Source organism: Streptomyces sp. NBC_00683 (genome assembly GCF_036226745.1).
In the GTDB taxonomy this organism is placed as follows: Bacteria; Actinomycetota; Actinomycetes; order Streptomycetales; family Streptomycetaceae; genus Streptomyces.
Window position 1 is genome coordinate 3,379,553 of record NZ_CP109013.1, and the last position, 19,161, is coordinate 3,398,713.

22 protein-coding genes are annotated in these 19,161 nt (G+C 70.7%); 14 read left to right on the top strand and 8 right to left on the bottom strand.

The window, feature by feature from the left end; genetic code table 11:
- Window positions 1-78 precede the first annotated feature (78 nt).
- From deoC to OG257_RS14810, 3 genes are read left to right on the top strand one after another with little or no spacing between them, the layout of a single operon-like run.
- A complete protein-coding gene (gene deoC, locus OG257_RS14800) occupies window positions 79-1,026 on the top strand; it encodes a deoxyribose-phosphate aldolase (RefSeq protein WP_329208024.1) in 948 nt (315 codons plus the stop codon).
- 5 nt (window positions 1,027-1,031) lie between these two features.
- Window positions 1,032-2,468, top strand: coding sequence for an aldehyde dehydrogenase family protein (locus OG257_RS14805; RefSeq protein WP_329208025.1), 1,437 nt, complete (start codon window positions 1,032-1,034; stop codon window positions 2,466-2,468).
- Window positions 2,461-3,363 (top strand): aldehyde dehydrogenase family protein, encoded by a 903-nt coding sequence (locus OG257_RS14810; protein WP_329208026.1) that lies wholly within the window; start codon window positions 2,461-2,463, stop codon window positions 3,361-3,363. Before OG257_RS14805 ends, OG257_RS14810 begins: the two co-directional genes overlap by 8 nt.
- 75 nt (window positions 3,364-3,438) lie before the next feature.
- Here OG257_RS14810 and OG257_RS14815 read toward each other — a convergent pair whose 3' ends face one another.
- A complete protein-coding gene (locus tag OG257_RS14815; protein ID WP_329208028.1) occupies window positions 3,439-3,855 on the bottom strand; it encodes a hypothetical protein in 417 nt (138 codons plus the stop codon).
- A gap of 63 nt (window positions 3,856-3,918) precedes the next feature.
- On the opposite strand from OG257_RS14815, the gene OG257_RS14820 reads away from it, so the two are divergent.
- Complete coding sequence (locus OG257_RS14820; RefSeq protein ID WP_329208029.1) at window positions 3,919-4,641, top strand: uridine kinase; 723 nt, start codon at window positions 3,919-3,921, stop codon at window positions 4,639-4,641.
- Window positions 4,642-4,772: 131 nt separating this feature from the next.
- Here the strand turns inward: OG257_RS14820 and OG257_RS14825 are convergent, their stop codons facing one another.
- Window positions 4,773-5,549, bottom strand: a complete 777-nt coding sequence (locus OG257_RS14825; protein WP_329208030.1) for a SigE family RNA polymerase sigma factor — start codon at window positions 5,547-5,549, stop codon at window positions 4,773-4,775.
- Window positions 5,550-5,752: 203 nt separating this feature from the next.
- On the opposite strand from OG257_RS14825, the gene afsQ1 reads away from it, so the two are divergent.
- The 5 genes from afsQ1 (at window position 5,753) to OG257_RS14850 (ending at window position 9,569) form a co-directional block, all read left to right on the top strand.
- Window positions 5,753-6,430 (top strand): two-component system response regulator AfsQ1, encoded by a 678-nt coding sequence (afsQ1, locus tag OG257_RS14830; RefSeq protein WP_198959609.1) that lies wholly within the window; start codon window positions 5,753-5,755, stop codon window positions 6,428-6,430.
- On the top strand, window positions 6,427-7,956 hold the full coding sequence (locus tag OG257_RS14835) for a HAMP domain-containing sensor histidine kinase (RefSeq protein ID WP_329208031.1): 1,530 nt from the start codon (window positions 6,427-6,429) through the stop codon (window positions 7,954-7,956). The genes afsQ1 and OG257_RS14835 overlap by 4 nt, the downstream gene beginning before the upstream one ends.
- Window positions 7,953-8,606: a hypothetical protein gene (locus OG257_RS14840; RefSeq protein WP_329208033.1), complete on the top strand. Its 654-nt coding sequence runs from the start codon at window positions 7,953-7,955 to the stop codon at window positions 8,604-8,606. The genes OG257_RS14835 and OG257_RS14840 overlap by 4 nt, the downstream gene beginning before the upstream one ends.
- A gap of 95 nt (window positions 8,607-8,701) precedes the next feature.
- Window positions 8,702-9,274: a VanZ family protein gene (locus tag OG257_RS14845; RefSeq protein WP_329208035.1), complete on the top strand. Its 573-nt coding sequence runs from the start codon at window positions 8,702-8,704 to the stop codon at window positions 9,272-9,274.
- 91 nt (window positions 9,275-9,365) lie between these two features.
- Window positions 9,366-9,569 (top strand): PspC domain-containing protein, encoded by a 204-nt coding sequence (locus OG257_RS14850; RefSeq protein WP_329208037.1) that lies wholly within the window; start codon window positions 9,366-9,368, stop codon window positions 9,567-9,569.
- Window positions 9,570-9,657: 88 nt separating this feature from the next.
- Here OG257_RS14850 and OG257_RS14855 read toward each other — a convergent pair whose 3' ends face one another.
- Window positions 9,658-9,966: a hypothetical protein gene (locus tag OG257_RS14855; RefSeq protein WP_329208038.1), complete on the bottom strand. Its 309-nt coding sequence runs from the start codon at window positions 9,964-9,966 to the stop codon at window positions 9,658-9,660.
- A 134-nt stretch (window positions 9,967-10,100) separates the two neighbouring features.
- A complete protein-coding gene (locus OG257_RS14860) occupies window positions 10,101-11,255 on the bottom strand; it encodes an adenosine deaminase (protein ID WP_329208039.1) in 1,155 nt (384 codons plus the stop codon).
- Between the two features lie 114 nt (window positions 11,256-11,369).
- On the opposite strand from OG257_RS14860, the gene OG257_RS14865 reads away from it, so the two are divergent.
- The gene (locus OG257_RS14865) at window positions 11,370-12,128 is read left to right on the top strand and encodes an alpha/beta hydrolase family protein (protein WP_329208041.1); all 759 of its coding nucleotides are present in this window, start codon (window positions 11,370-11,372) and stop codon (window positions 12,126-12,128) included.
- A gap of 28 nt (window positions 12,129-12,156) precedes the next feature.
- Here OG257_RS14865 and OG257_RS14870 read toward each other — a convergent pair whose 3' ends face one another.
- Entirely contained in the window at window positions 12,157-13,110 is a 954-nt protein-coding gene (locus tag OG257_RS14870) for a LysR family transcriptional regulator (RefSeq protein ID WP_329208042.1), read from the bottom strand.
- A gap of 62 nt (window positions 13,111-13,172) precedes the next feature.
- On the opposite strand from OG257_RS14870, the gene OG257_RS14875 reads away from it, so the two are divergent.
- From OG257_RS14875 to OG257_RS14890, 4 genes are all read left to right on the top strand, one after another.
- Complete coding sequence (locus OG257_RS14875) at window positions 13,173-14,483, top strand: MFS transporter (RefSeq protein WP_329208043.1); 1,311 nt, start codon at window positions 13,173-13,175, stop codon at window positions 14,481-14,483.
- 86 nt (window positions 14,484-14,569) lie between these two features.
- Entirely contained in the window at window positions 14,570-15,289 is a 720-nt protein-coding gene (locus OG257_RS14880) for a L,D-transpeptidase (RefSeq protein WP_329208045.1), read from the top strand.
- Window positions 15,290-15,385: 96 nt separating this feature from the next.
- Window positions 15,386-16,381: a sigma-70 family RNA polymerase sigma factor gene (locus tag OG257_RS14885; RefSeq protein WP_329208046.1), complete on the top strand. Its 996-nt coding sequence runs from the start codon at window positions 15,386-15,388 to the stop codon at window positions 16,379-16,381.
- A complete protein-coding gene (locus OG257_RS14890; RefSeq protein WP_329208047.1) occupies window positions 16,378-16,671 on the top strand; it encodes a hypothetical protein in 294 nt (97 codons plus the stop codon). The genes OG257_RS14885 and OG257_RS14890 overlap by 4 nt, the downstream gene beginning before the upstream one ends.
- 25 nt (window positions 16,672-16,696) lie before the next feature.
- Here the strand turns inward: OG257_RS14890 and OG257_RS14895 are convergent, their stop codons facing one another.
- The 3 genes from OG257_RS14895 to OG257_RS14905 form a co-directional block, all read right to left on the bottom strand.
- Entirely contained in the window at window positions 16,697-17,062 is a 366-nt protein-coding gene (locus OG257_RS14895; protein ID WP_329208049.1) for an STAS domain-containing protein, read from the bottom strand.
- A gap of 19 nt (window positions 17,063-17,081) precedes the next feature.
- Complete coding sequence (locus tag OG257_RS14900; RefSeq protein WP_329208051.1) at window positions 17,082-17,672, bottom strand: Uma2 family endonuclease; 591 nt, start codon at window positions 17,670-17,672, stop codon at window positions 17,082-17,084.
- 97 nt (window positions 17,673-17,769) lie between these two features.
- The gene (locus tag OG257_RS14905; RefSeq protein ID WP_329208053.1) at window positions 17,770-19,047 is read right to left on the bottom strand and encodes a thymidine phosphorylase; all 1,278 of its coding nucleotides are present in this window, start codon (window positions 19,045-19,047) and stop codon (window positions 17,770-17,772) included.
- Window positions 19,048-19,161: the final 114 nt, after the last annotated feature.

Sequence of the window (19,161 nt, forward strand, 5' to 3'; positions counted from 1 at the left end):
TCCGGCCTGCGGGAGACGCGGAAACGGGGAGGGCCCTGTACAGGTCGCTACGCGCGTAGATATGCTCATGTGGTGACCATGCCCACCACTGCACCTGCATTCGCCGACGCGACGGCGTCCGACAGTGCGCTGCGCCGCTTCCTGCACGGGCTGCCCGGCGTCGACACCGTCGGCCTCGAAGCGCGCGCCGCCTCTCTCGGTACCCGATCGATCAAGACGACTGCCAAGGCGTACGCCATCGATCTCGCCATTTCGATGATCGACCTGACGACGCTGGAAGGCGCGGACACCCCGGGCAAGGTCCGGGCTCTCGCCGCCAAGGCCGTCAACCCCGACCCCACCGACCGCACGACCCCGCGCACCGCCGCGGTCTGCGTCTACCCCGACATGGCGGCGACCGCCGCCGCAGCACTGGCCGGCTCCGGAGTGAAGGTGGCGTCCGTCGCGACGGCCTTCCCCGCCGGGCGCGCCGCGCTGGACGTCAAGCTCGCGGACGTCCGCGACGCCGTGGCGGCAGGGGCCGACGAGATCGACATGGTGATCGACCGCGGTGCCTTCCTCTCCGGCCGTTACCTGAAGGTGTACGAGGAGATCCTCGCCGTGAGGGCCGAGTGCGGCTCGGCCCGGCTGAAGGTGATCTTCGAGACCGGCGAGCTGTCCACGTACGACAACATCCGGCGGGCCTCGTGGCTCGGGATGCTGGCGGGCGCGGACTTCATCAAGACCTCGACCGGCAAGGTCGGGACCAACGCCACACCGGCGAACACGCTGCTGATGCTGGAGGCCGTGCGCGACTTCCGGGAGCAGACCGGAGTGCAGATCGGTGTGAAGCCCGCGGGCGGCATCCGCACGTCCAAGGACGCGATCAAGTTCCTGGTCCTGGTGAACGAGACCGCGGGCGAGGACTGGCTGGACAACCACTGGTTCCGCTTCGGCGCCTCCAGCCTGCTGAACGACCTGCTGATGCAGCGCCAGAAGCTCAGCACCGGCCGTTACTCCGGCCCCGATTACGTGACGGTGGACTGATCCCCATGGCATCTGCATTCGATTACGCACCGGCTCCGGAGTCCCGCTCCGTCGTCGACATCGCCCCCTCGTACGGCCTGTTCATCGACGGCGAGTTCACCGAGGCCGCCGACGGCAAGGTCTTCAAGACGGTCAGCCCGTCGTCCGAGGAGGTGCTCTCCGAGGTCGCCCGCGCCGGCGCCGAGGACGTGGACCGGGCCGTGAAGGCCGCCCGCAGGGCGTTCGAGAAGTGGTCGGCGCTGCCCGGCTCCGAGCGCGCCAAGTACCTGTTCCGGATCGCCAGGATCATCCAGGAGCGCTCCCGCGAACTGGCCGTCCTGGAGACCCTGGACAACGGCAAGCCGATCAAGGAGACCCGCGACGCGGACCTCCCGCTGGTCGCCGCGCACTTCTTCTACTACGCGGGCTGGGCCGACAAGCTCGACCACGCCGGGTACGGGGCCGACCCGCGCCCGCTCGGTGTGGCCGGACAGATCATCCCGTGGAACTTCCCGCTCCTGATGCTCGCGTGGAAGATCGCCCCGGCGCTCGCCACCGGCAACACGGTCGTGCTGAAGCCCGCCGAGACGACCCCGCTCTCCGCGCTCTTCTTCGCCGACATCTGCCGTCAGGCGGGCCTGCCCAAGGGTGTCGTCAACATCCTGACGGGATACGGGGACGCGGGTTCGGCCCTCGTCGAGCACCCCGACGTCAACAAGGTCGCCTTCACGGGATCGACCGCGGTCGGCAAGGCCATCGCCCGCCAGATCGCCGGCACGGGCAAGAAGGCCACGCTGGAACTGGGCGGCAAGGGCGCCAACATCGTCTTCGACGACGCGCCCGTCGACCAGGCCGTCGAGGGCATCGTCAACGGGATCTTCTTCAACCAGGGCCAGGTCTGCTGCGCGGGCTCGCGGCTCCTCGTACAGGAGTCCGTCCAGGACGAGGTGCTGCACTCCCTCAAGCGCCGTCTGTCCACGCTCCGCCTCGGCGACCCGCTGGACAAGAACACCGACATCGGCGCGATCAACTCCGAGGAGCAGCTCTCCCGGATCACCGCGCTCGTCGAGACGGGCGAGGCGGAGGGCGCCGAGCGCTGGTCCGCCCCGTGCGAACTGCCGTCCTCCGGCTACTGGTTCGCGCCGACCCTGTTCACCGGCGTCACGCAGGCGCACCGGGTGGCCCGCGACGAGATCTTCGGTCCGGTGCTGTCGGTGCTCTCCTTCCGTACGCCGGACGAGGCCGTCGCCAAGGCCAACAACAGCCAGTACGGCCTCTCGGCGGGCATCTGGACGGAGAAGGGCTCCCGCATCCTCGCGGTGGCGAACAAGCTCCGTGCGGGCGTCGTCTGGGCCAACACGTTCAACAAGTTCGACCCGACCTCGCCGTTCGGCGGATACAAGGAGTCGGGCTTCGGCCGCGAAGGCGGCCGCCACGGTCTGGAGGCCTACCTCGATGTCTGACGGACGACTGAGCGTCTTCAAGACCTACAAGCTGTACGTCGGGGGCAAGTTCCCCCGCTCCGAGAGCGGCCGGGTGTACGAGGTGACGGACTCCAAGGGCAGGTGGCTGGCGAACGCCCCGCAGTCCTCCCGCAAGGACGCGCGCGACGCCGTCGTGGCCGCGCGCAAGGCGTTCGGCGGCTGGTCGGGAGCGACCGCGTACAACCGCGGCCAGGTCCTCTACCGCGTCGCGGAGATGCTGGAGGGCCGCCGGGAGCAGTTCGTACGGGAGGTGGCGGACGCCGAGGGACTGTCGAAGTCCAAGGCGGCGGCCGTCGTCGACGCGGCGATCGACCGCTGGGTCTGGTACGCGGGCTGGACCGACAAGATCGGCCAGATCGTGGGCGGGGCGAACCCGGTCGCGGGGCCGTACTTCAACCTGTCCACCCCGGAGCCGACCGGTGTCGTCACGGTCCTGGCCCCGCAGGAGTCGTCGTTCCTGGGCCTGATCTCGGTGATCGCACCGGTGATCGCCACCGGTAACACGGCGGTCGTCATCGCCTCGGCCGACGCCCCGCTGCCCGCGCTCTCGCTGGGCGAGGTGCTGGCCACCTCGGACCTGCCGGGTGGTGTGGTGAACATCCTGTCGGGGAAGACCGCGGAGCTCGCCGCTCCGCTGGCGTCCCACCAGGACGTCAACGCGATCGATCTCACGGGTGCGGTCGCGGGCAGCGAGCTCGCGAAGGACCTGGAGATCGCGGCGGCGGACAACGTGAAGCGGGTTCTTCGTCCACAGGCTGTGGACAGCGCGGACTGGACCGCCGATCCGGGCACGCGCCGCCTGACGGCCTTCCTGGAGACCAAGACGGTCTGGCACCCGACGGGCGCCCTGGGAGCCTCCGGCTCCTCGTACTGACGCTCAAAGGCCCTCTGGGCGCACGCAGGGCCGCTCCCCGGGGCGGCCCTGCGTGCTGTGCGCACCGTGCGCGCGTCAGCCGGTGATCAGGCCGGTCACCTGTCCCACCACGGGCAGGTCGCCGAGCGCCGCGCCACTGGTCAGCGGGTCGGTCACGATGGCCGTCGTCACCGGCTTGAAGTCGGCGATCTGGGTACCCACGGCGTTGTCCAGCGGGTCCACCCCCGTCCCGGCCAGCGGGTCGAGCTGCAGATCGGTGACGGGGGCGACGGCACCGGCGAGCCCGTAGCCGAGCGCGCTGGTCAGGGCGGGCGCCGCCGCGTCGCTGACCGCCCCGAGGGTGCTGTCCGCGCCGGTGGCCGGAGCGGCGGGCAGCGGTGCCGCCTGGGCCGCCGCACCTCCCGCACCGAGCGCCGCGCCCAGCGCGGTGAGGGTCAGGCCGGCGCGCAGCAGGGCGCGGCGCCGGGGCTTGGAGAGTGCATGACGTGCCATGTTTTCCCACCTGATCGAGGCTGTTTGAGTAATCATCCGTGCGCGCAGAGTAGTTGAGGTGTGATGCTCGATACCAACAGGACCTCCCGGGGATCCCCTGCGCGGGTCAATGCCTCACACTTCTGTTCTGTGAGTTCCCAACCGATCCCCACTCGAGTCGTGCTGCTCGCCGGTCCCTCCGGCTCCGGCAAGTCCTCCCTCGCCGCCCGCACCGGTCTTCCGGTCCTGCGGCTGGACGACTTCTACAAGGAGGGCAACGACCCGACGCTGCCTCTGGTCACCGGCAGCACGGACATCGACTGGGACTCGGCGCGGTCCTGGGACGCGGACGGGGCGGTCGCCGCCATCGCCGAGCTGTGCCGCACCGGGCGTACGAACGTCCCGGTGTACGACATCGCCACGAGCTCCCGGGTCGACCGTGAGGCGCTCGACATAGAGCGCACGCCCCTGTTCGTCGCCGAGGGCATCTTCGCCGCGGACATCGTGGAGCGCTGCCAGGAACTGGGGCTGCTCGCGGACGCGCTGTGCCTGCGCGGGCGCCCGTCGACGACGTTCCGGCGGCGGCTGCTGCGGGATCTGCGCGAGGGCCGGAAGTCGGTTCCGTTCCTGCTGCGCCGCGGCTGGCGCCTGATGCGGGCCGAGCGGCGCATCGTGGCCCGCCAGACCGCGCTGGGCGCGTACCCGTGCGGCAAGGCCGAGGCCCTGGGCCGCCTGGCCGCGGCCGCGGCGGGCCGCTGCCGCCGGACGACGGCGGCGGCAGCCTCACCGGCCCCGCCCGCGCCCTGACACTCGGACCGCAACGCACGACGCAGCGGGGCCGGACAGGACCCCCCGGCCCGTCCGACCCCGCCACGCACTTCCCCCGTACCGCCGCTTCCCCCGAAGCCGCGGCCCGTTCCCCCGTTCCCCCCTGCGCCTCAGGCCACCAGCTCGCCGAAGGACTCCTCCTCGTCACGGCCGAAGCTGAGGACCTCGTCCTCGCGCAGCCGGCGGAGCGACCGCCAGATGCTCGACTTCACCGTGCCGACACTGATGTCGAGGATGGACGCGATCTCCGGGTCCGTGCGGCCCTCGTAGTAGCGGAGGACCAGCATCGTGCGCTGGAGTTCCGGCAGCCGCGCGAGGGCCTGCCAGAGCACCGCGCGCAGCTCCGTGCCGCGCATCGCGTCCGTGTCGCCCACCGTCTCCGGCAGCTCCTCGGTCGGGTACTCGTTGAGCTTGCGCCTGCGCCAGGCGCTGATGTGCAGATTGGTCATGGTGCGGCGGAGGTATCCGCCGACCGCCGCCTTGTCACTGATCCTGTCCCACGCCCGGTACGTCGAGAAGAGGGCGCTCTGCAGCAGGTCCTCGGCCTCGAACCGGTCGCCGGTCAGGTGATAGGCGGTCGCGTACAGGGAGGCGCGGCGCTCCTGGACGTAGGCCGTGAACGCCGCTTCGGCGTCCTCGGTCCGCTCCAGGGGCTTCCGCTCCCCCGTGACCTCCCCGTACGCGGTTTCCCCGTTGGCCCCGTTTCCCCCGTGGCCCCCGTTTCCCCCCGTGGGCGCGTCAACCATCGTCAGATACGACGAGTGCTGACGCCCGGCGCCGCGGAAGCACCCCCGCCCTCCCCCGGCGCCGGACTTCTCCGGGCTCCGGCCGACGTCGTGGAGACGCGTGACAACTGCGCTTGAGGTGGTGCTGTGCAGTGCGTTCATCTCGCGCCCCCCGTCGGTGGAGTCCGTTCGTTCCCTGTGCCAATGAGCTTGCCGGGGCAGTTTCATGGCGCTGTCCCCCGACTGTCACAGGCCTGTCACAGGGCATGTTGACCGCGCCACGGGGGCGTCGGAGTGCATGGGGAGACAGATCCAGTAGGGGGGTTTGTCGAACTGTGGCACCACCATGGGCCAGAATGACCTCCGTGCCTTTCCTGTTGCTGATCGAGGACGACGACGCCATCCGCACGGCCCTCGAACTCTCGTTGTCACGCCAGGGCCACCGTGTGGCCACCGCGGCGACGGGAGAGGACGGCCTGGACCTGCTCAGGGAGCAGCGGCCGGACCTGGTTGTGCTGGACGTGATGCTGCCCGGGATCGACGGTTTCGAGGTGTGCCGGCGCATCCGGCGGACCGACCAGCTGCCGATCATTCTGCTGACCGCGCGCAGCGACGACATCGACGTCGTGGTGGGACTGGAGTCCGGCGCGGACGACTACGTGGTGAAACCCGTACAGGGCCGGGTGCTCGACGCCCGTATCCGTGCGGTGCTGCGGCGTGGTGAACGCGAGTCCACCGACTCGGCGACCTTCGGGAGCGTCGTCATCGACCGCTCGGCGATGACCGTCACCAAGAACGGGGAGGACCTGCAGCTCACGCCGACCGAGCTGCGGCTCCTGCTCGAACTGAGCCGCAGGCCCGGTCAGGCCCTGTCTCGGCAGCAGTTGCTGCGCCTGGTGTGGGAGCACGACTACCTCGGTGACTCGCGGCTCGTGGACGCCTGCGTACAGCGGCTGCGCGCGAAGGTGGAGGACGTGCCGTCCTCGCCGACCCTGATCCGGACCGTGCGCGGCGTGGGCTACCGGCTGGACTCGCCTCAGTGAGCGATTCCGCGAAACGCTCCATACTCGCGGGTCTTCGCTGGACCAGCCTGCGGCTGCGGCTCGTTGTCGTGTTCGCGCTGGTGGCACTGACAGCCGCGGTGTCCGCGTCGGGCATCGCGTACTGGCTCAACCGCGAGGCCGTCCTGACGCGTACGCAGGACACGGCGCTCGGCGACTTCCGGCGGCAGATGCAGAACCGGGCGGCCTCGCTGCCGCTGCAGCCGACGGGCAGCGATCTGCGGGACGCCGCCGGGCAGATGGCGAGCAGTGGACCCGGCTACCACGTGCTGCTGGTCGATTCCCACGACGGCAAGCCGATCGTCGGGTCCTCCGACATCGATGCCTTCACCAAGCTCGACGTACCCGCCTCACTGCAGCGGCAGGTGAACAAGAAGCAGCCGCTGACGTCGAGCAACACCCACGAGTACCACCTGTTCTGGCAGCGCACGAGCATCGGCGGCACGCCGTACCTGGTGGCCGGAACGAAGATCATCGGTGGTGGTCCCGCGGGCTACATGCTGAAGTCGCTGGACCAGGAGCGCCAGGACCTCAACTCGCTGGCCTGGTCCCTGGGCATCGCCACCGCGCTGGCCCTCGTCGGCTCGGCGCTCCTCGCGCAGGGTGCGGCAACGACCGTGCTGCGCCCCGTGCAACGGCTCGGGGACGCGGCCCGCAAGCTCGGCGAGGGGAAGCTCGACACCCGTCTCGTGGTCTCCGGCACCGATGAACTGGCCGATCTCTCCCGCACGTTCAACAGGACGGCGAGCTCGCTGGAGAAGAAGGTCGCGGACATGACCGCGCGGGAGGAGTCGAGCCGCCGGTTCGTCGCCGACATGTCGCACGAGCTGCGGACCCCGCTGACCGCGATCACCGCGGTCGCCGAGGTGCTGGAGGACGAGGCCGACAGCCTCGATCCGATGATCGCGCCCGCCGTTCACCTGGTGGTGAGCGAGACCCGGCGGCTGAACGACCTGGTCGAGAACCTCATGGAGGTCACCCGCTTCGACGCGGGTACCGCCCGGCTCGTCCTGGACACGGTCGACGTGGCCGACATGGTCACCGCCTGCATCGACGCACGCGCCTGGCTGGACGCGGTCGACCTGGACGCGGAGCGGGGCATGATGGTGCGGCTCGATCCGCGCCGGCTCGATGTGATCCTGGCGAATCTGATCGGCAACGCGCTCAAGCACGGCGGTTCGCCGGTACGCGTGTCCGTGCGGGCCGACGACGACGAGCTGGTCATCGAGGTACGGGACCACGGTCCGGGTATCCCCGAGGACGTCCTTCCGCACGTGTTCGACCGCTTCTACAAGGCGAGTGCCTCCCGGCCGCGTTCCGAGGGCAGTGGTCTGGGTCTGTCGATCGCGATGGAGAACGCGCACATCCACGGCGGTGACATCACGGCCTCGAACTCGCCGGACGGCGACGGGGCGGTGTTCGTGCTGCGGCTGCCGCGCGACGCGGAGCGGCTGACCGGCGCCCCCGGGGACGACCCGGACCGGAACGAGAAGGGCGGCGCGAAGTGATACGCAGCGACCGCGCGTACGACGCGCCCCGCACGGGATCCTCCCAGAGGGTCCCCGGCCGGGTGGCCGCCGCACTCGCGGCCGTCGTGGCGTGTACGGCGCTGGCCGCCGGGTGCGGCATCAGGAGCACTTCCGTGCCGGTCGACGCGGGGGCGGCACCGTCCCGGATGCCGTGCCGTACGTCGGCGCCGGCGGCGACCGCTCAGCCGCTGGAGAGCATCCCGGTCCACATCTACCTGGTCTGCGCCTCGCAGCTGGTGACGGTGGAGCGCACGGTGGAGGTCGACGAGTCCAGTTCCGACCGGCTCCGCATGGCCCAGTCGCTGCTCGGCGAGCTCCAGCGGGTTCCGACCGCCGAGGAGCGGCGCGCCGGCTTCTCCACGAACGTGCCGACGGATCTGCGGGTCACCGCGGCGCGCAAGGGCGACCCGGAGGGCACGCTGCGCCTCAGCGAGCAGCCCGAGGACCTGCCCGCGGAGGCGCTCGCGCAGGTGGTGTGCTCGTACGCGGAGAGCGAGCCGCTCAGCTCCGGGGGTTCGGTGCTCCTCGGCGGGCCCGGGAACTACACCCCACGGGGCTACCTGTGCACGACGGAGACGAAGAGCCGTCCGGGGAACGTACCGACGCTGGGTGCGGTCGAGCTGCCCTGAGGGCCGTGTCCGGGCCCGGATCCGCCCTCCGTGCCCGTCGTCACAGACGCTTCCTGCAACCGGGCGGAACCGATCCTGCCGGTCGTGGCGTCTTGGTGCACGTGCGCCACAGTTCGGACGGCAGCGCCGTCATCCGCTTCCGCGCGGCGGGGATCCTCCTCCTCCTCGCGCATCTGCTGTTCGTCGGCTGGCTGACGTTGCGCCCGCTGGACGTGCCCTGGGTGACGGCCGCGAATCTGCAGCCGTTCGCCGGAATCAGGGCGGACCTGGCGTTCGGCCCCGTCGAGGCGGCGCGCCGGATCGGTGAGGGGCTGCTGCTGCTGTCTCCGCTGGGCGTGCTCCTGCCGATGGCAGGGGGACGGCTGCTCGTCTCCCCGTGGGCCTCGCTGGCCCGGACCGTCGCGGCCGGGGCACTGATCTCCATGGCCATCGAACTGGGCCAGACCGGGGTGCCGGGGCAGGTCGTCGATGTCGACTCGATGCTGCTGAACACCGCGGGTGTCGCGATCGCCCATCTGCTCGTCGTTCCGATGTCCCGGGCGCGGCTGCGCCGCGGGAACCGGGCCGGCGCCGGGGATCTGGCCCGCCTCAGGAACGAGGCCCGCCTCAGGAGCGAGGCTCCTCAGGGGTCGACCCCGACGATTTCCAGGGTCGGTATCGCCCCGTAGAGCGACGCTTTGCACCCCTTCGCGGAGCCACTATGGAGGTACCGGGAGCGCGACGGAGCCGCCCCCGAAACGGTTCGCGAAGGAGCCCACCATGGCCGCACTTGTCCGCCCCAGTGAGGGACGCATGATCGGTGGAGTGTGCGCGGCGCTGGCACGGCGCTTCGGCACCTCCGCAAGGACGATGCGGATCATCTTCCTGGTCTCGTGCCTGCTTCCCGGCCCCCAGTTCCTGATCTACCTGGCGCTGTGGCTGCTGCTGCCGTCGGAGAAGACCTCGTCCGCGACGGCCTGGTGACCGGCGGGACCACGGGGGTACGGAACAGGAGAACACGATGGGGCGCGCACCCGGCCGGGTGCGCGCCCCATACGCGTGTGCGGGGCGGTCAGCCGCCGATCGGCAGGGCACCGAGCGGCAGGGCACCCGTCAGTCCGCCCGCGGGCAGGCCGCCGAGCAGGTTGGTGCCCGGCGCCGAGACCTCGCTGCCGCCGCCCTGCTGGTTGAGGAGGCCGCTGGCCGCCTCCTGCACGGCAGGCAGCGCGTCAGTCACGGAGTCGAGCGCGACACCGGCCGGGAGCGCGCCGGCGGCAGCGTCGACGGGCAGGGCGACCGCGGAGGCGCTTCCCGCACCGGCGGCAGCGAAAGCGGCACCGAGAGCGGCGACACCGAGGGTCCTGACAGCAGACTGCTTCATGTGAAATTCATCCTTGGGGAAGGGGATGTGAGCGGCTCTGCAACGTAGTCATCCCTCCGCCCTTCCCGCAAACATGCCAAGACACGAAAAAAGGCCGGGATCCGAAGATCCCGGCCGTTCCCATTTCGGTGTCCTCAGCCTGCCACCGACGAAGAAGCGCTGGTCGTAGCCGTCTGACGGAAAAGCCACTCGGACTTCAGCTCCGCGTATCCCGGCTTGACGACGTCGTTGATCATCGCCAGACGTTCATCGAAAGGAATGAACGCTGATTTCATCGCATTGACTGTGAACCACTGCATGTCATCGAGCGTGTATCCGAATGTCTCGGTCAGCCGCTCGAATTCCTGGCTCATGCTGGTACCGCTCATCAGCCGGTTGTCCGTATTCACCGTGGCGCGGAAATGCAGCTTCCGCAGCAGCCCGATGGGGTGCTCCGCGTACGAGGGCGCGGCACCGGTCTGGAGGTTGGAGGTCGGGCAGAGCTCCAGCGGGATCCGCTTGTCCCGTACGTAGGAGGCGAGGCGGCCCAGCGTCACGCTGCCGTCCTCGGCGATCTCGATGTCGTCGATGATGCGGACGCCGTGGCCGAGCCGGTCGGCGCCGCACCACTGGAGGGCCTGCCAGATCGACGGCAGCCCGAAGGCCTCGCCCGCGTGGATGGTGAAGTGGTTGTTCTCGCGCTTGAGGTACTCGAACGCGTCGAGGTGCCGGGTGGGCGGGAAGCCCGCCTCGGCGCCCGCGATGTCGAAGCCGACGACGCCCAGGTCGCGGTAGCGGTTGGCGAGTTCGGCGATCTCCAGGGCGCGGGCGGCGTGCCGCATGGCGGTCAGGAGGGCGCCGATACGGATGCGGTGGCCGTTCGCGCGGGCCCGGCGCTCGCCCTCCCGGAAGCCCTCGTTGACCGCCTCGACGACCTCTTCGAGGGTCAGGCCGGCGGTGAGGTGCTGCTCGGGCGCGTACCGCACCTCGGCGTAGACGACGCCGTCCTCGGCGAGGTCCTCGGCGCACTCCGCGGCCACCCGGAACAGGGCGTCGCGTGTCTGCATGACGGCGCAGGTGTGGGCGAACGTCTCCAGGTAGCGCTCCAGCGAACCGGAGTCCGCCGCCTCGCGGAACCAGATGCCGAGTTTGTCGGGTTCCGTCTCGGGCAGCGCGTCATAGCCTTGCGCGAGCGCCAGCTCGACGATGGTGCCGGGGCGCAGGCCCCCGTCGAGATGGTCGTGGAGAAGCACCTTGGGCGCGCGGCGGATCTGATCGGGTCCGGGGACATTCAGGGTCTGGCTCGTCATTGGGGCACTCTAGCGCCTACGCGCGTAGAGCGCGTGGAGGGCGCCGGCTGCCGATGCGTAACAGTGACCGCGATGTCGGGTGGAATACACCTGCCCTTCTGACACTGTTCTGTCATGGCACAGCGCGCACTTCCCCTGCCTGCTGCGAGGCTGGGACGGGCCGTCCACACGGCCGGAGCACCACCTGAGGTCAGCGGCGTGGTCCTGCTGCTCCCGGACGGCGAGACCCACTCACAGCGCCGCCCCTCCACCTTTTCGTACGCGGTACAGCTGCCGTTCGCCCGGATGCTGGCGCGGGCCGCGCAGGGCGACGGTCTCGCCGTGCACGTGGTGCACTACCGCCGGCGCGGCTGGAACGCCGACGGCGATCCGGTACCGGACGCGGAATGGGCCGCCGACGAGGCCGTGCGCCGCTACGGCGACATCCCCGTCTGCCTGGCCGGACACGGGATGGGGGGCCGGGCGGCCCTGCGTGCGGGCGGGCACCCCGCCGTCACCTCCGTACTGGCGATGGCTCCCTGGCTGCCCGGCTCCGAGGCACCGGAGCCCGAGCCGGTGAAGCACCTGGCGGGGCGGCGGGTGCTGATCGTGCACGGCACGAACGACTCCCGGACGGACCCCGAGCTCTCCTACCGGCTGGCCGAGCGGACCAAGAAGGCCAACCGGGACACCTGCCGGTTCGAGGTCCACTCGGACGGGCACGCGCTGCGGCAGCACCGGGCCGAAGTAGTGGCGCTGGCCGCGGACTTCATCCGCGGCTCGCTGTTCGCCGGGTCGTACGCACGGCCCGTCGCCGACGCGTTCGCCGCGCCGCCGCCGCTGGGGCTGCGGATGCCGCTGGCCGCGGGGTTCGGGCAGTCGCTGCGGTACTGAGCGGCCGTGCGGCAGCAGTTGCCGCGCATCAGTCAGGGAGCAGGTTCCCCCGGCGCGACAGCAGGAAGTGTTTGAAGGCGGCCACCGGCGGCGTGTCCGGGTGGCCGTCCAGCCATGCGACCCCGATCTCACGGGCGGCGCGCGGAGCCGTGACCGTCAGTTCGACCACACCCGGCCGGGCGACCGCGGGCGGCGGGAGCAGGGCCACCCCGAGCCCGGCCGCGACCAGGCCGCGCAGCGTCTCGGCCTCCTCCCCCTCGAATGCCACGCGCGGGGTGAATCCGGCCTCCGCGCAGAGGTCGTCGGTGATCCGCCGCAGGCCGTAACCGGGTTCGAGGGTGACGAACGTTTCGTCGGCGGCCTCGGCCAGCCGGATGCGGCGGCGGCCCGCCAGCCTGTGGTCGTCGGGGACGACCAGCCGCAGCCGCTGCTCGTCCAGGCGGCGGGTCACGAGATCCGGCGCGTCGGGGACGGGTGAGGTGAGGCAGAGGTCGAGGTCGCCCGCCCGCAGGCGTTCGATCATCGCCTCGCCGTAGTTCTGGACGAGCTGGAAGCGGACCCGCGGGTGGTCGGCCCGGAAGGCGCGGATCAGGGCGGGCACGGTCTCGGATCCCATCGTGTGCAGGAAGCCGAAGGCGACCTTGCCCGCCGTCGGGTCGGCGTCCGCACGTACCGAGTCGGCGGCCTTCTCCACCTCGGCCAGGGCGCGTTCGGCGGAGCCGAGGAAGGTACGGCCCGCCGGGGTGAGCGAGACGGTGCGGCCACGGCGGGCGAACAGGGCGACACCCAGGTCCTGTTCGAGCCTGACCATGGCCCGCGACAGCGTCGACTGCGGGACGCCGAGCTCGTGCGCGGCACGGGTGACGTGCTCGTGGCGCGCCACCGCTTCGAAGTACGCGAGGCGTGGCGCGAGCACGGAGCGAATGTCTTCTTCGTAACTGCTCGGTGACAGCCGAGGCTGTGAGCTGTGTTGATGCACCATGGGAACGATTATGACGAGTTCATGCATTGGACGCATGAAACGCCGAGCCCTACGTTCGGGGTATGCCTCCTGCCAGTACCGGGGCGTCCACCATCGTGCTGGGCGCCTCAACTCCGTCATTGCCCGTCGCCGCCGTCCCCGCCCCGGACCCGGACCGCCTCGAGCCGGGCCGTCCCGGCTACCGCCGGATGAGCTTCGCGCTGTTCGCCGCCGGGATCGCGACCTTCGCACTCCTCTACTCCACCCAGGCGCTGCTGCCCGCCGTCTCCGCGTCCTTCGGCGCCACGGCCGGCCAGGCGAGCTGGACGGTCTCCGCGGCGACCGGAGCGCTGGCACTGTGCGTGCTGCCGCTGAGCGCCCTCTCGGAGCGCTTCGGGCGGCGTCAGATGATGACGGCCTCACTGACGGTCGCGGTACTGGTCGGGCTGCTCGTCCCGTTCGCCCCGTCGCTCGGCTGGCTGATCGCGCTGCGCGTGATCCAGGGTGCGGCGCTGGCCGGACTGCCGGCCTCGGCGATGGCGTACCTGGCCGAGGAGGTGCGGCCCAAGGCACTGGTGGCCGCGATCGGCCTGTTCGTGGCGGGCAACAGCATCGGCGGCATGAGCGGCCGGATCCTCGCCGGATGGGTCGCCCAGCTGTGGGGCTGGCGCGCCGCGCTCGGCGCGATCGGGCTCCTCGCCCTCGCCTGCGCGGTCGTCTTCCACTTCATGATCCCGAAGGCCCGTAACTTCACCCCCGGTTCGCTGAACCCGAGGGCCCTGGCGAAGACGGTCGGGGGACACCTCTCCGACCCGCTCCTGCGCCGGCTGTACGCGATCGGCGCCCTGTTCATGACGGTGTTCGGCGCGGTGTACACCGTGATCGGCTACCGGCTCGTCGGGGCTCCGTTCAACCTCCCGCAGGGCATCGTCGGTTCGATCTTCCTGATCTACCTCGTCGGCACGCTCTCCTCCGCCGCGGCCGGCCGCCTGGTCGCCCGGCTGGGCCGGCGCGGGGCGCTCTACCTAGCCGTCTCCACGACGGCCGCGGGCCTGCTGCTCTCCCTGGCCGACGTGCTCGCCGCCGTCCTGCTCGGCCTGGTCCTGATCACGGCCGGCTTCTTCGCCGGGCACGCGGTCGCCTCCTCCTCGGTGAGCCGTACGGCCACGACGGGCCGCGCCCAGGCCTCGGCGCTCTACCAGTCCGCCTACTACCTGGGCTCCAGCGCGGGCGGCACGCTCGGCGCTGTCGCCTTCCACACGGGGGGCTGGGCGGCCACGGTCGCACTGGGTCTCCTCGCGGTCCTCGGCGTGGTCTCGATCACGCTGTACGGCACCCGGGCCGCACGGGCGGAGCGCCGCCTGGCCCTGCCGTCGGCAGCCATGCAGAACTGAGACCTGCGCACGCACAACCACCGCTCCCCCACGCGCGTCCAACAGGCGAAGACACAGCGCGGTCGCGCGAAGGGGAGCAGGCGTACATGACAATCTCGGGGAAGATACGCACCGGCGCGGGGACACGGCGCGGGGTCACGCTGTCCGTCGCCGGTCTGGTGGCCGCACCGGCCATCGTCCTGGGCACCGGGACCTCCGCCCAGGCGGCGTCCTGCACGGCGGCCAAGGGGCCGTACCAGATCCAGGTCGAGAGGAACCTGAAGCTGCCCGCCGACGGCCGGCAGTCGACGGCCGACTGCAACGCGATCCGTTCCTACCAGGTGGCCAAGGGCATCACCCCGGCCATCGGGTACGCGGGGCCGGTGACCTGGCGCACGATGAAGACGATCGCCGCCCAGAAGGCGGCCGGGAAGACCCCCAACGCCGCGAAGAAGTGCCCCACCAACAAGGGGCGCATCGCGTGCGTGGACCTGACCCGGCAGCTGACCTGGATCCAGGACGGCAGCAAGCTGAAGTTCGGTCCGGTGCCGGTGCGGACGGGCCGTAACGGCGCGGAGACGCGGACCGGCTCCCGCAAGGTCTACTGGCGCAGCATCAACCACTGGTCGACGCTCTACGACGTCCGCATGCCGTACGCGCAGTTCTTCGACGGCGGCCAGGCGTTCCACTCGGTCACCAAGTCCATGTACAACAACCCCGGCTCGGCGGGCTGCGTCAACATGCGCCCCGCGGACGCGAAGTCATACTGGAACCTGCTGAAGAACGGCGACGACGTCTTCGTGTACGGACGTAAGCCCGGCACCTGAGCAGCGGTTTCCGCGCTTCCCGCCCGATTGTCAGTGGCCTGCGGTAGCTTCCACAGTGCTGAGTGAGCGGTGTCACAGCGCAACTGGGGTGAAGCAATGAGTGATCTGACAGCCACGGCCGGGACGAGTGTCGACAGCCGTCTGGAGGAATACCGGATCGAGCTGACGGGCTACTGCTACCGGATGCTCGGTTCGGCCTTCGAGGCGGAGGACGCGGTCCAGGACACGCTCGTGCGTGCCTGGCGCAACTTCGACAAGTTCGAGGGCCGTTCCTCGCTGCGCTCGTGGCTGTACCGGATCGCGACGAACGTGTGCCTGGACATGCTGAACGCGGGCAACAAGCGGGCGCGGCCGGTCGACCTGACCGGCCCGACGCCGCTGGCGCAGGCGGCGCTCAATCCGCTTCCGGAGAACACCTGGCTCGAGCCGATGCCGGACGGCCGCATCCTGCCCTCGGTGGCCGACCCGGCCGAGGCCGCCGTGGCACGTGAGTCGGTGCGCCTCGCCTTCGTCGCCGCTCTGCAGCATCTGCCGCCCAAGCAGCGTGCCGTGCTGATCCTGCGCGAGGTCCTCGCGTGGAAGGCGAGCGAGGTCGCCGAGCTCCTCGACACCTCGGTCGCCTCGGTCAACAGCGCCCTGCAGAGGGCACGGGCGACGCTCGCGGACACGGACAGCTCGGCCCCCGACACCGCGAACCCGCTGGACGACGAGCAGCGCAAGCTCCTCGACCGGTACGTGGCGGCCTTCGAGGGGTACGACATGGCGGCGCTGACCGCGCTGCTCCACGAGGACGCCGTGATGACCATGCCGCCGTTCGACCTCTGGCTGCAGGGGCACGACGACATCACGGGCTTCATGCTCAGCATCGGCGCGAGCTGCGAGGGCTCCCGGCTGGTGGCGACCGAGGCCAACGGATCCCCGGCCTTCGCGCACTACAAGCCGAACCCCGACGGACCGGGCTTCGTGCCGTGGGCGGTGCAGGTCATCGACATCTCGGGGGGTTCCATCACCGGGATGCACTGCTTCCTGGACACGCCGCGCTGGTTCCCGCTGTTCGGTCTCCCCGACCATCTGGAGGCAGACGCCTCGTGAGGGTGCGCGGACCGGTGGTGATCGGCTGGGCCCTCCTCGCGGCGGGCGGCTGGGCGGCGACCCTCTGGCTCGGCGAGCCGACGGCCACCGCCGGGCCGGGGCCCGCCCCGGCCCCGAGCTCTCCGGCCGACGCGGAACCGGGACCGCAGCCCGAAGGGCCGTGCTCGACGGTGCGAGCGAGGCCGGGCGCCACACCGTCGCCCGGCCCGAGCGAGTGGCTGCTGAGCGTCGAGAAGGGGGACGGGCGGGCGGTCCAGCACCTCTGCGACTACGCCGTGGCCGTCCGCTGACCGCGGGATGCCGGGCGGCACCGGATCAGACCGGGTCCCTCTCCTGGTCCGCACCACCCAGGCCCACCACATCGGCCAGACCCACGAGGTCGAGCAGCGCCCGGAGTTCGCCCGGTACGTTGCGCAGCCGCAGCTCGGCGCCTCCGGCCCGGCGCGCGACGAGCGCCAGCCGGGCCAGCGCCTCGACCAGGGCGAGGTCCGGGCGCAGGACACCGCCCACATCGCAGTCCACCGCCGCGGGCGGCCCGGCGTCCTCGCGGCCGCGCAGCAGTGCCTCCAGCTCGGCACAGAGTCCCGGCACATCGGCCCTGGTGATGCGGCCGGTGAGGACGAGAGCGTTCGGTGTCATGGCATCCACACCACAGAGACCGGCGTGACGCCCGAAACTCATCGCTCACGACGAAGTCGCCTCAGCAGACCGGGAACATCCCCGTGTCCACTTCCAGCCCGAACGGCTCGGGGAGCGCCAGCTTCCCGCCGTACTCGACCGACTCCAAGACACGGTAGGTGCCACGCTCCGGGTCACCGTAGAGGGTGGCAGTGGGCCGACCGGAGTGCCATGGGTCAAGGAGCAGGAAGAGTTCGGCCCCCGCTTTCGCGTAGCCGTGTGCCTTCTTGATGCGGTCATGGTTGGCATTCGCCTTGGAGGTGATCTCCACGACGAGCAGAGCCTCCCCCGCCGGAACGGGACTGCCGGTCCCGGTGAGGGCGTCACGGGGCAGAATCACCAGGTCCGGAATGTACAGCCCGTCCTGGCCCGGAATCGAGACACCGACCGTCTGGTAAATACCCCAGTCCTCCGGCAGCACGGCGTAGAGCCGGCGTTGCAACAACTCCGCGGTGATGTTGTGCTCATCGGACGGCGGTGGCGACACGGTGACGATCCCCTCGATGATCTCCACCTTGCAGCCCTCGGGTGCGTCCGTCTCCTCCCAGATACGGACGAGGTCGTCCCATTCCTGGCCGTTGCCCGGGACGGGATCGACAGTGAGTGCGCTCATGGCGGTCTCCTCATTCGGTGCGTCACCGAGTCCAGCATGCCGAACGGGACCGGCGGTGGTCCACCGGTCCCGTTCACCCGAAAGGGAAAGCGCCAGGTCAGGCGATACGTTCCCGCACGACCGGCGTGGCGGCGAACGGTGTGCCGGCCGGAGCGATGTCGTACGAGTCGGGCAGTGCCTTCAGCGCGTACTCGAACTTCTCCGGAGTCTCCGTGTGCAGCGTCAGCAGCGGCTGGCCCTCGGTCACCGTGTCACCGGGCTTGGCGTGCAGCTCGATGCCCGCACCCTCCTGCACCGGGTCCTCCTTGCGCGCGCGGCCCGCACCGAGGCGCCAGGCGGCCACACCGATGTCGTAGGCGTCCAGGCGGGTCAGCACGCCCGAGGACGGGGCCGTCACCACGTGCTGCTCGCGGGCGACGGGGAGCTCGGCGTCCGGGTCGCCGCCCTGGGCGGAGATCATGCGGCGCCACACGTCCATCGCGGAGCCGTCGGCGAGTGCCTTCTCCGGGTCGGCGTCCTTGAGCCCGGCAGCGTCGAGCATCTCGCGGGCCAGCGCGAGGGTCAGGTCGATGACGTCCTTGGGGCCGCCGCCGGCGAGGACCTCGACGGACTCGCGTACCTCCAGGGCGTTGCCCGCCGTCAGGCCGAGCGGGGTGGACATGTCGGTGAGCAGCGCGACCGTCCGTACACCGCTGTCGGTGCCCAGCGCGACCATGGTGGAGGCCAGTTCACGGGCGTCCTCGATGGTCTTCATGAAGGCGCCGGAACCGACCTTGACGTCCAGGACGAGCGCGCCCGTGCCCTCGGCGATCTTCTTGGACATGATCGAGCTGGCGATGAGCGGGATGGCCTCGACGGTGCCGGTGACATCGCGGAGCGCGTACAGCTTCTTGTCGGCGGGGGCGAGTTGGTCGCCCGCGGCGCAGATCACGGCCCCGGTGGTGTCGAGGACGTGCAGCATCTCGGCGTTCGTGAGGTGCGCCCGCCAGCCGCGGATGGACTCCAGTTTGTCGAGGGTCCCGCCGGTGTGGCCGAGGCCCCGGCCGCTGAGCTGCGGCACCGCGGCGCCGCAGGCGGCGACCAGCGGGGCGAGCGGCAGCGTGATCTTGTCGCCGACGCCGCCGGTGGAGTGCTTGTCGGTGGTGGGGCGGGAGAGCGCGTCGAAGTTCATCCGCTCACCGGAGGCGATCATCGCGGCGGTCCAGCGGGCGATCTCGGTGCGGTTCATACCGTTCAGCAGGATCGCCATGGCCAACGCGGACATCTGCTCGTCGGCGACCTCGCCGCGGGTGTACGCGTCGATGACCCAGTCGATCTGCTCGGGGCTCAGCTCGCCGCGGTCCCGCTTCGTGCGGATGACGGAGATGGCGTCCATGTCCTTGGAGTCCTTCCGGCCGGTACGTACGCAAGAGTCCCGAATGACTCTACGCGCATAGAGATTCTGGTTCACAAAAGGCCAAGCCGGCCCGGCGATTGAGGGCGAGCGGCC

Excerpts from the sequence above, each read along its gene's own strand:
- deoC (WP_329208024.1), top strand. The coding sequence starts at position 79 with ATGCCCACCACTGCACCTGCATTCGCCGACGCGACGGCGTCCGACAGT.
- OG257_RS14805 (WP_329208025.1), top strand. The coding sequence starts at position 1,032 with ATGGCATCTGCATTCGATTACGCACCGGCTCCGGAGTCCCGCTCCGTC.
- OG257_RS14810 (WP_329208026.1), top strand. The coding sequence starts at position 2,461 with ATGTCTGACGGACGACTGAGCGTCTTCAAGACCTACAAGCTGTACGTC.
- OG257_RS14815 (WP_329208028.1), bottom strand. The coding sequence starts at position 3,855 with ATGGCACGTCATGCACTCTCCAAGCCCCGGCGCCGCGCCCTGCTGCGC.
- OG257_RS14820 (WP_329208029.1), top strand. The coding sequence starts at position 3,919 with ATGCTCGATACCAACAGGACCTCCCGGGGATCCCCTGCGCGGGTCAAT.
- OG257_RS14825 (WP_329208030.1), bottom strand. The coding sequence starts at position 5,549 with ATGAACGCACTGCACAGCACCACCTCAAGCGCAGTTGTCACGCGTCTC.
- OG257_RS14850 (WP_329208037.1), top strand. The coding sequence starts at position 9,366 with ATGGCCGCACTTGTCCGCCCCAGTGAGGGACGCATGATCGGTGGAGTG.
- OG257_RS14855 (WP_329208038.1), bottom strand. The coding sequence starts at position 9,966 with ATGAAGCAGTCTGCTGTCAGGACCCTCGGTGTCGCCGCTCTCGGTGCC.
- OG257_RS14860 (WP_329208039.1), bottom strand. The coding sequence starts at position 11,255 with ATGACGAGCCAGACCCTGAATGTCCCCGGACCCGATCAGATCCGCCGC.
- OG257_RS14865 (WP_329208041.1), top strand. The coding sequence starts at position 11,370 with ATGGCACAGCGCGCACTTCCCCTGCCTGCTGCGAGGCTGGGACGGGCC.
- OG257_RS14870 (WP_329208042.1), bottom strand. The coding sequence starts at position 13,110 with ATGGTGCATCAACACAGCTCACAGCCTCGGCTGTCACCGAGCAGTTAC.
- OG257_RS14875 (WP_329208043.1), top strand. The coding sequence starts at position 13,173 with ATGCCTCCTGCCAGTACCGGGGCGTCCACCATCGTGCTGGGCGCCTCA.
- OG257_RS14880 (WP_329208045.1), top strand. The coding sequence starts at position 14,570 with ATGACAATCTCGGGGAAGATACGCACCGGCGCGGGGACACGGCGCGGG.
- OG257_RS14885 (WP_329208046.1), top strand. The coding sequence starts at position 15,386 with ATGAGTGATCTGACAGCCACGGCCGGGACGAGTGTCGACAGCCGTCTG.
- OG257_RS14895 (WP_329208049.1), bottom strand. The coding sequence starts at position 17,062 with ATGAGTTTCGGGCGTCACGCCGGTCTCTGTGGTGTGGATGCCATGACA.
- OG257_RS14900 (WP_329208051.1), bottom strand. The coding sequence starts at position 17,672 with ATGAGCGCACTCACTGTCGATCCCGTCCCGGGCAACGGCCAGGAATGG.
- OG257_RS14905 (WP_329208053.1), bottom strand. The coding sequence starts at position 19,047 with ATGGACGCCATCTCCGTCATCCGCACGAAGCGGGACCGCGGCGAGCTG.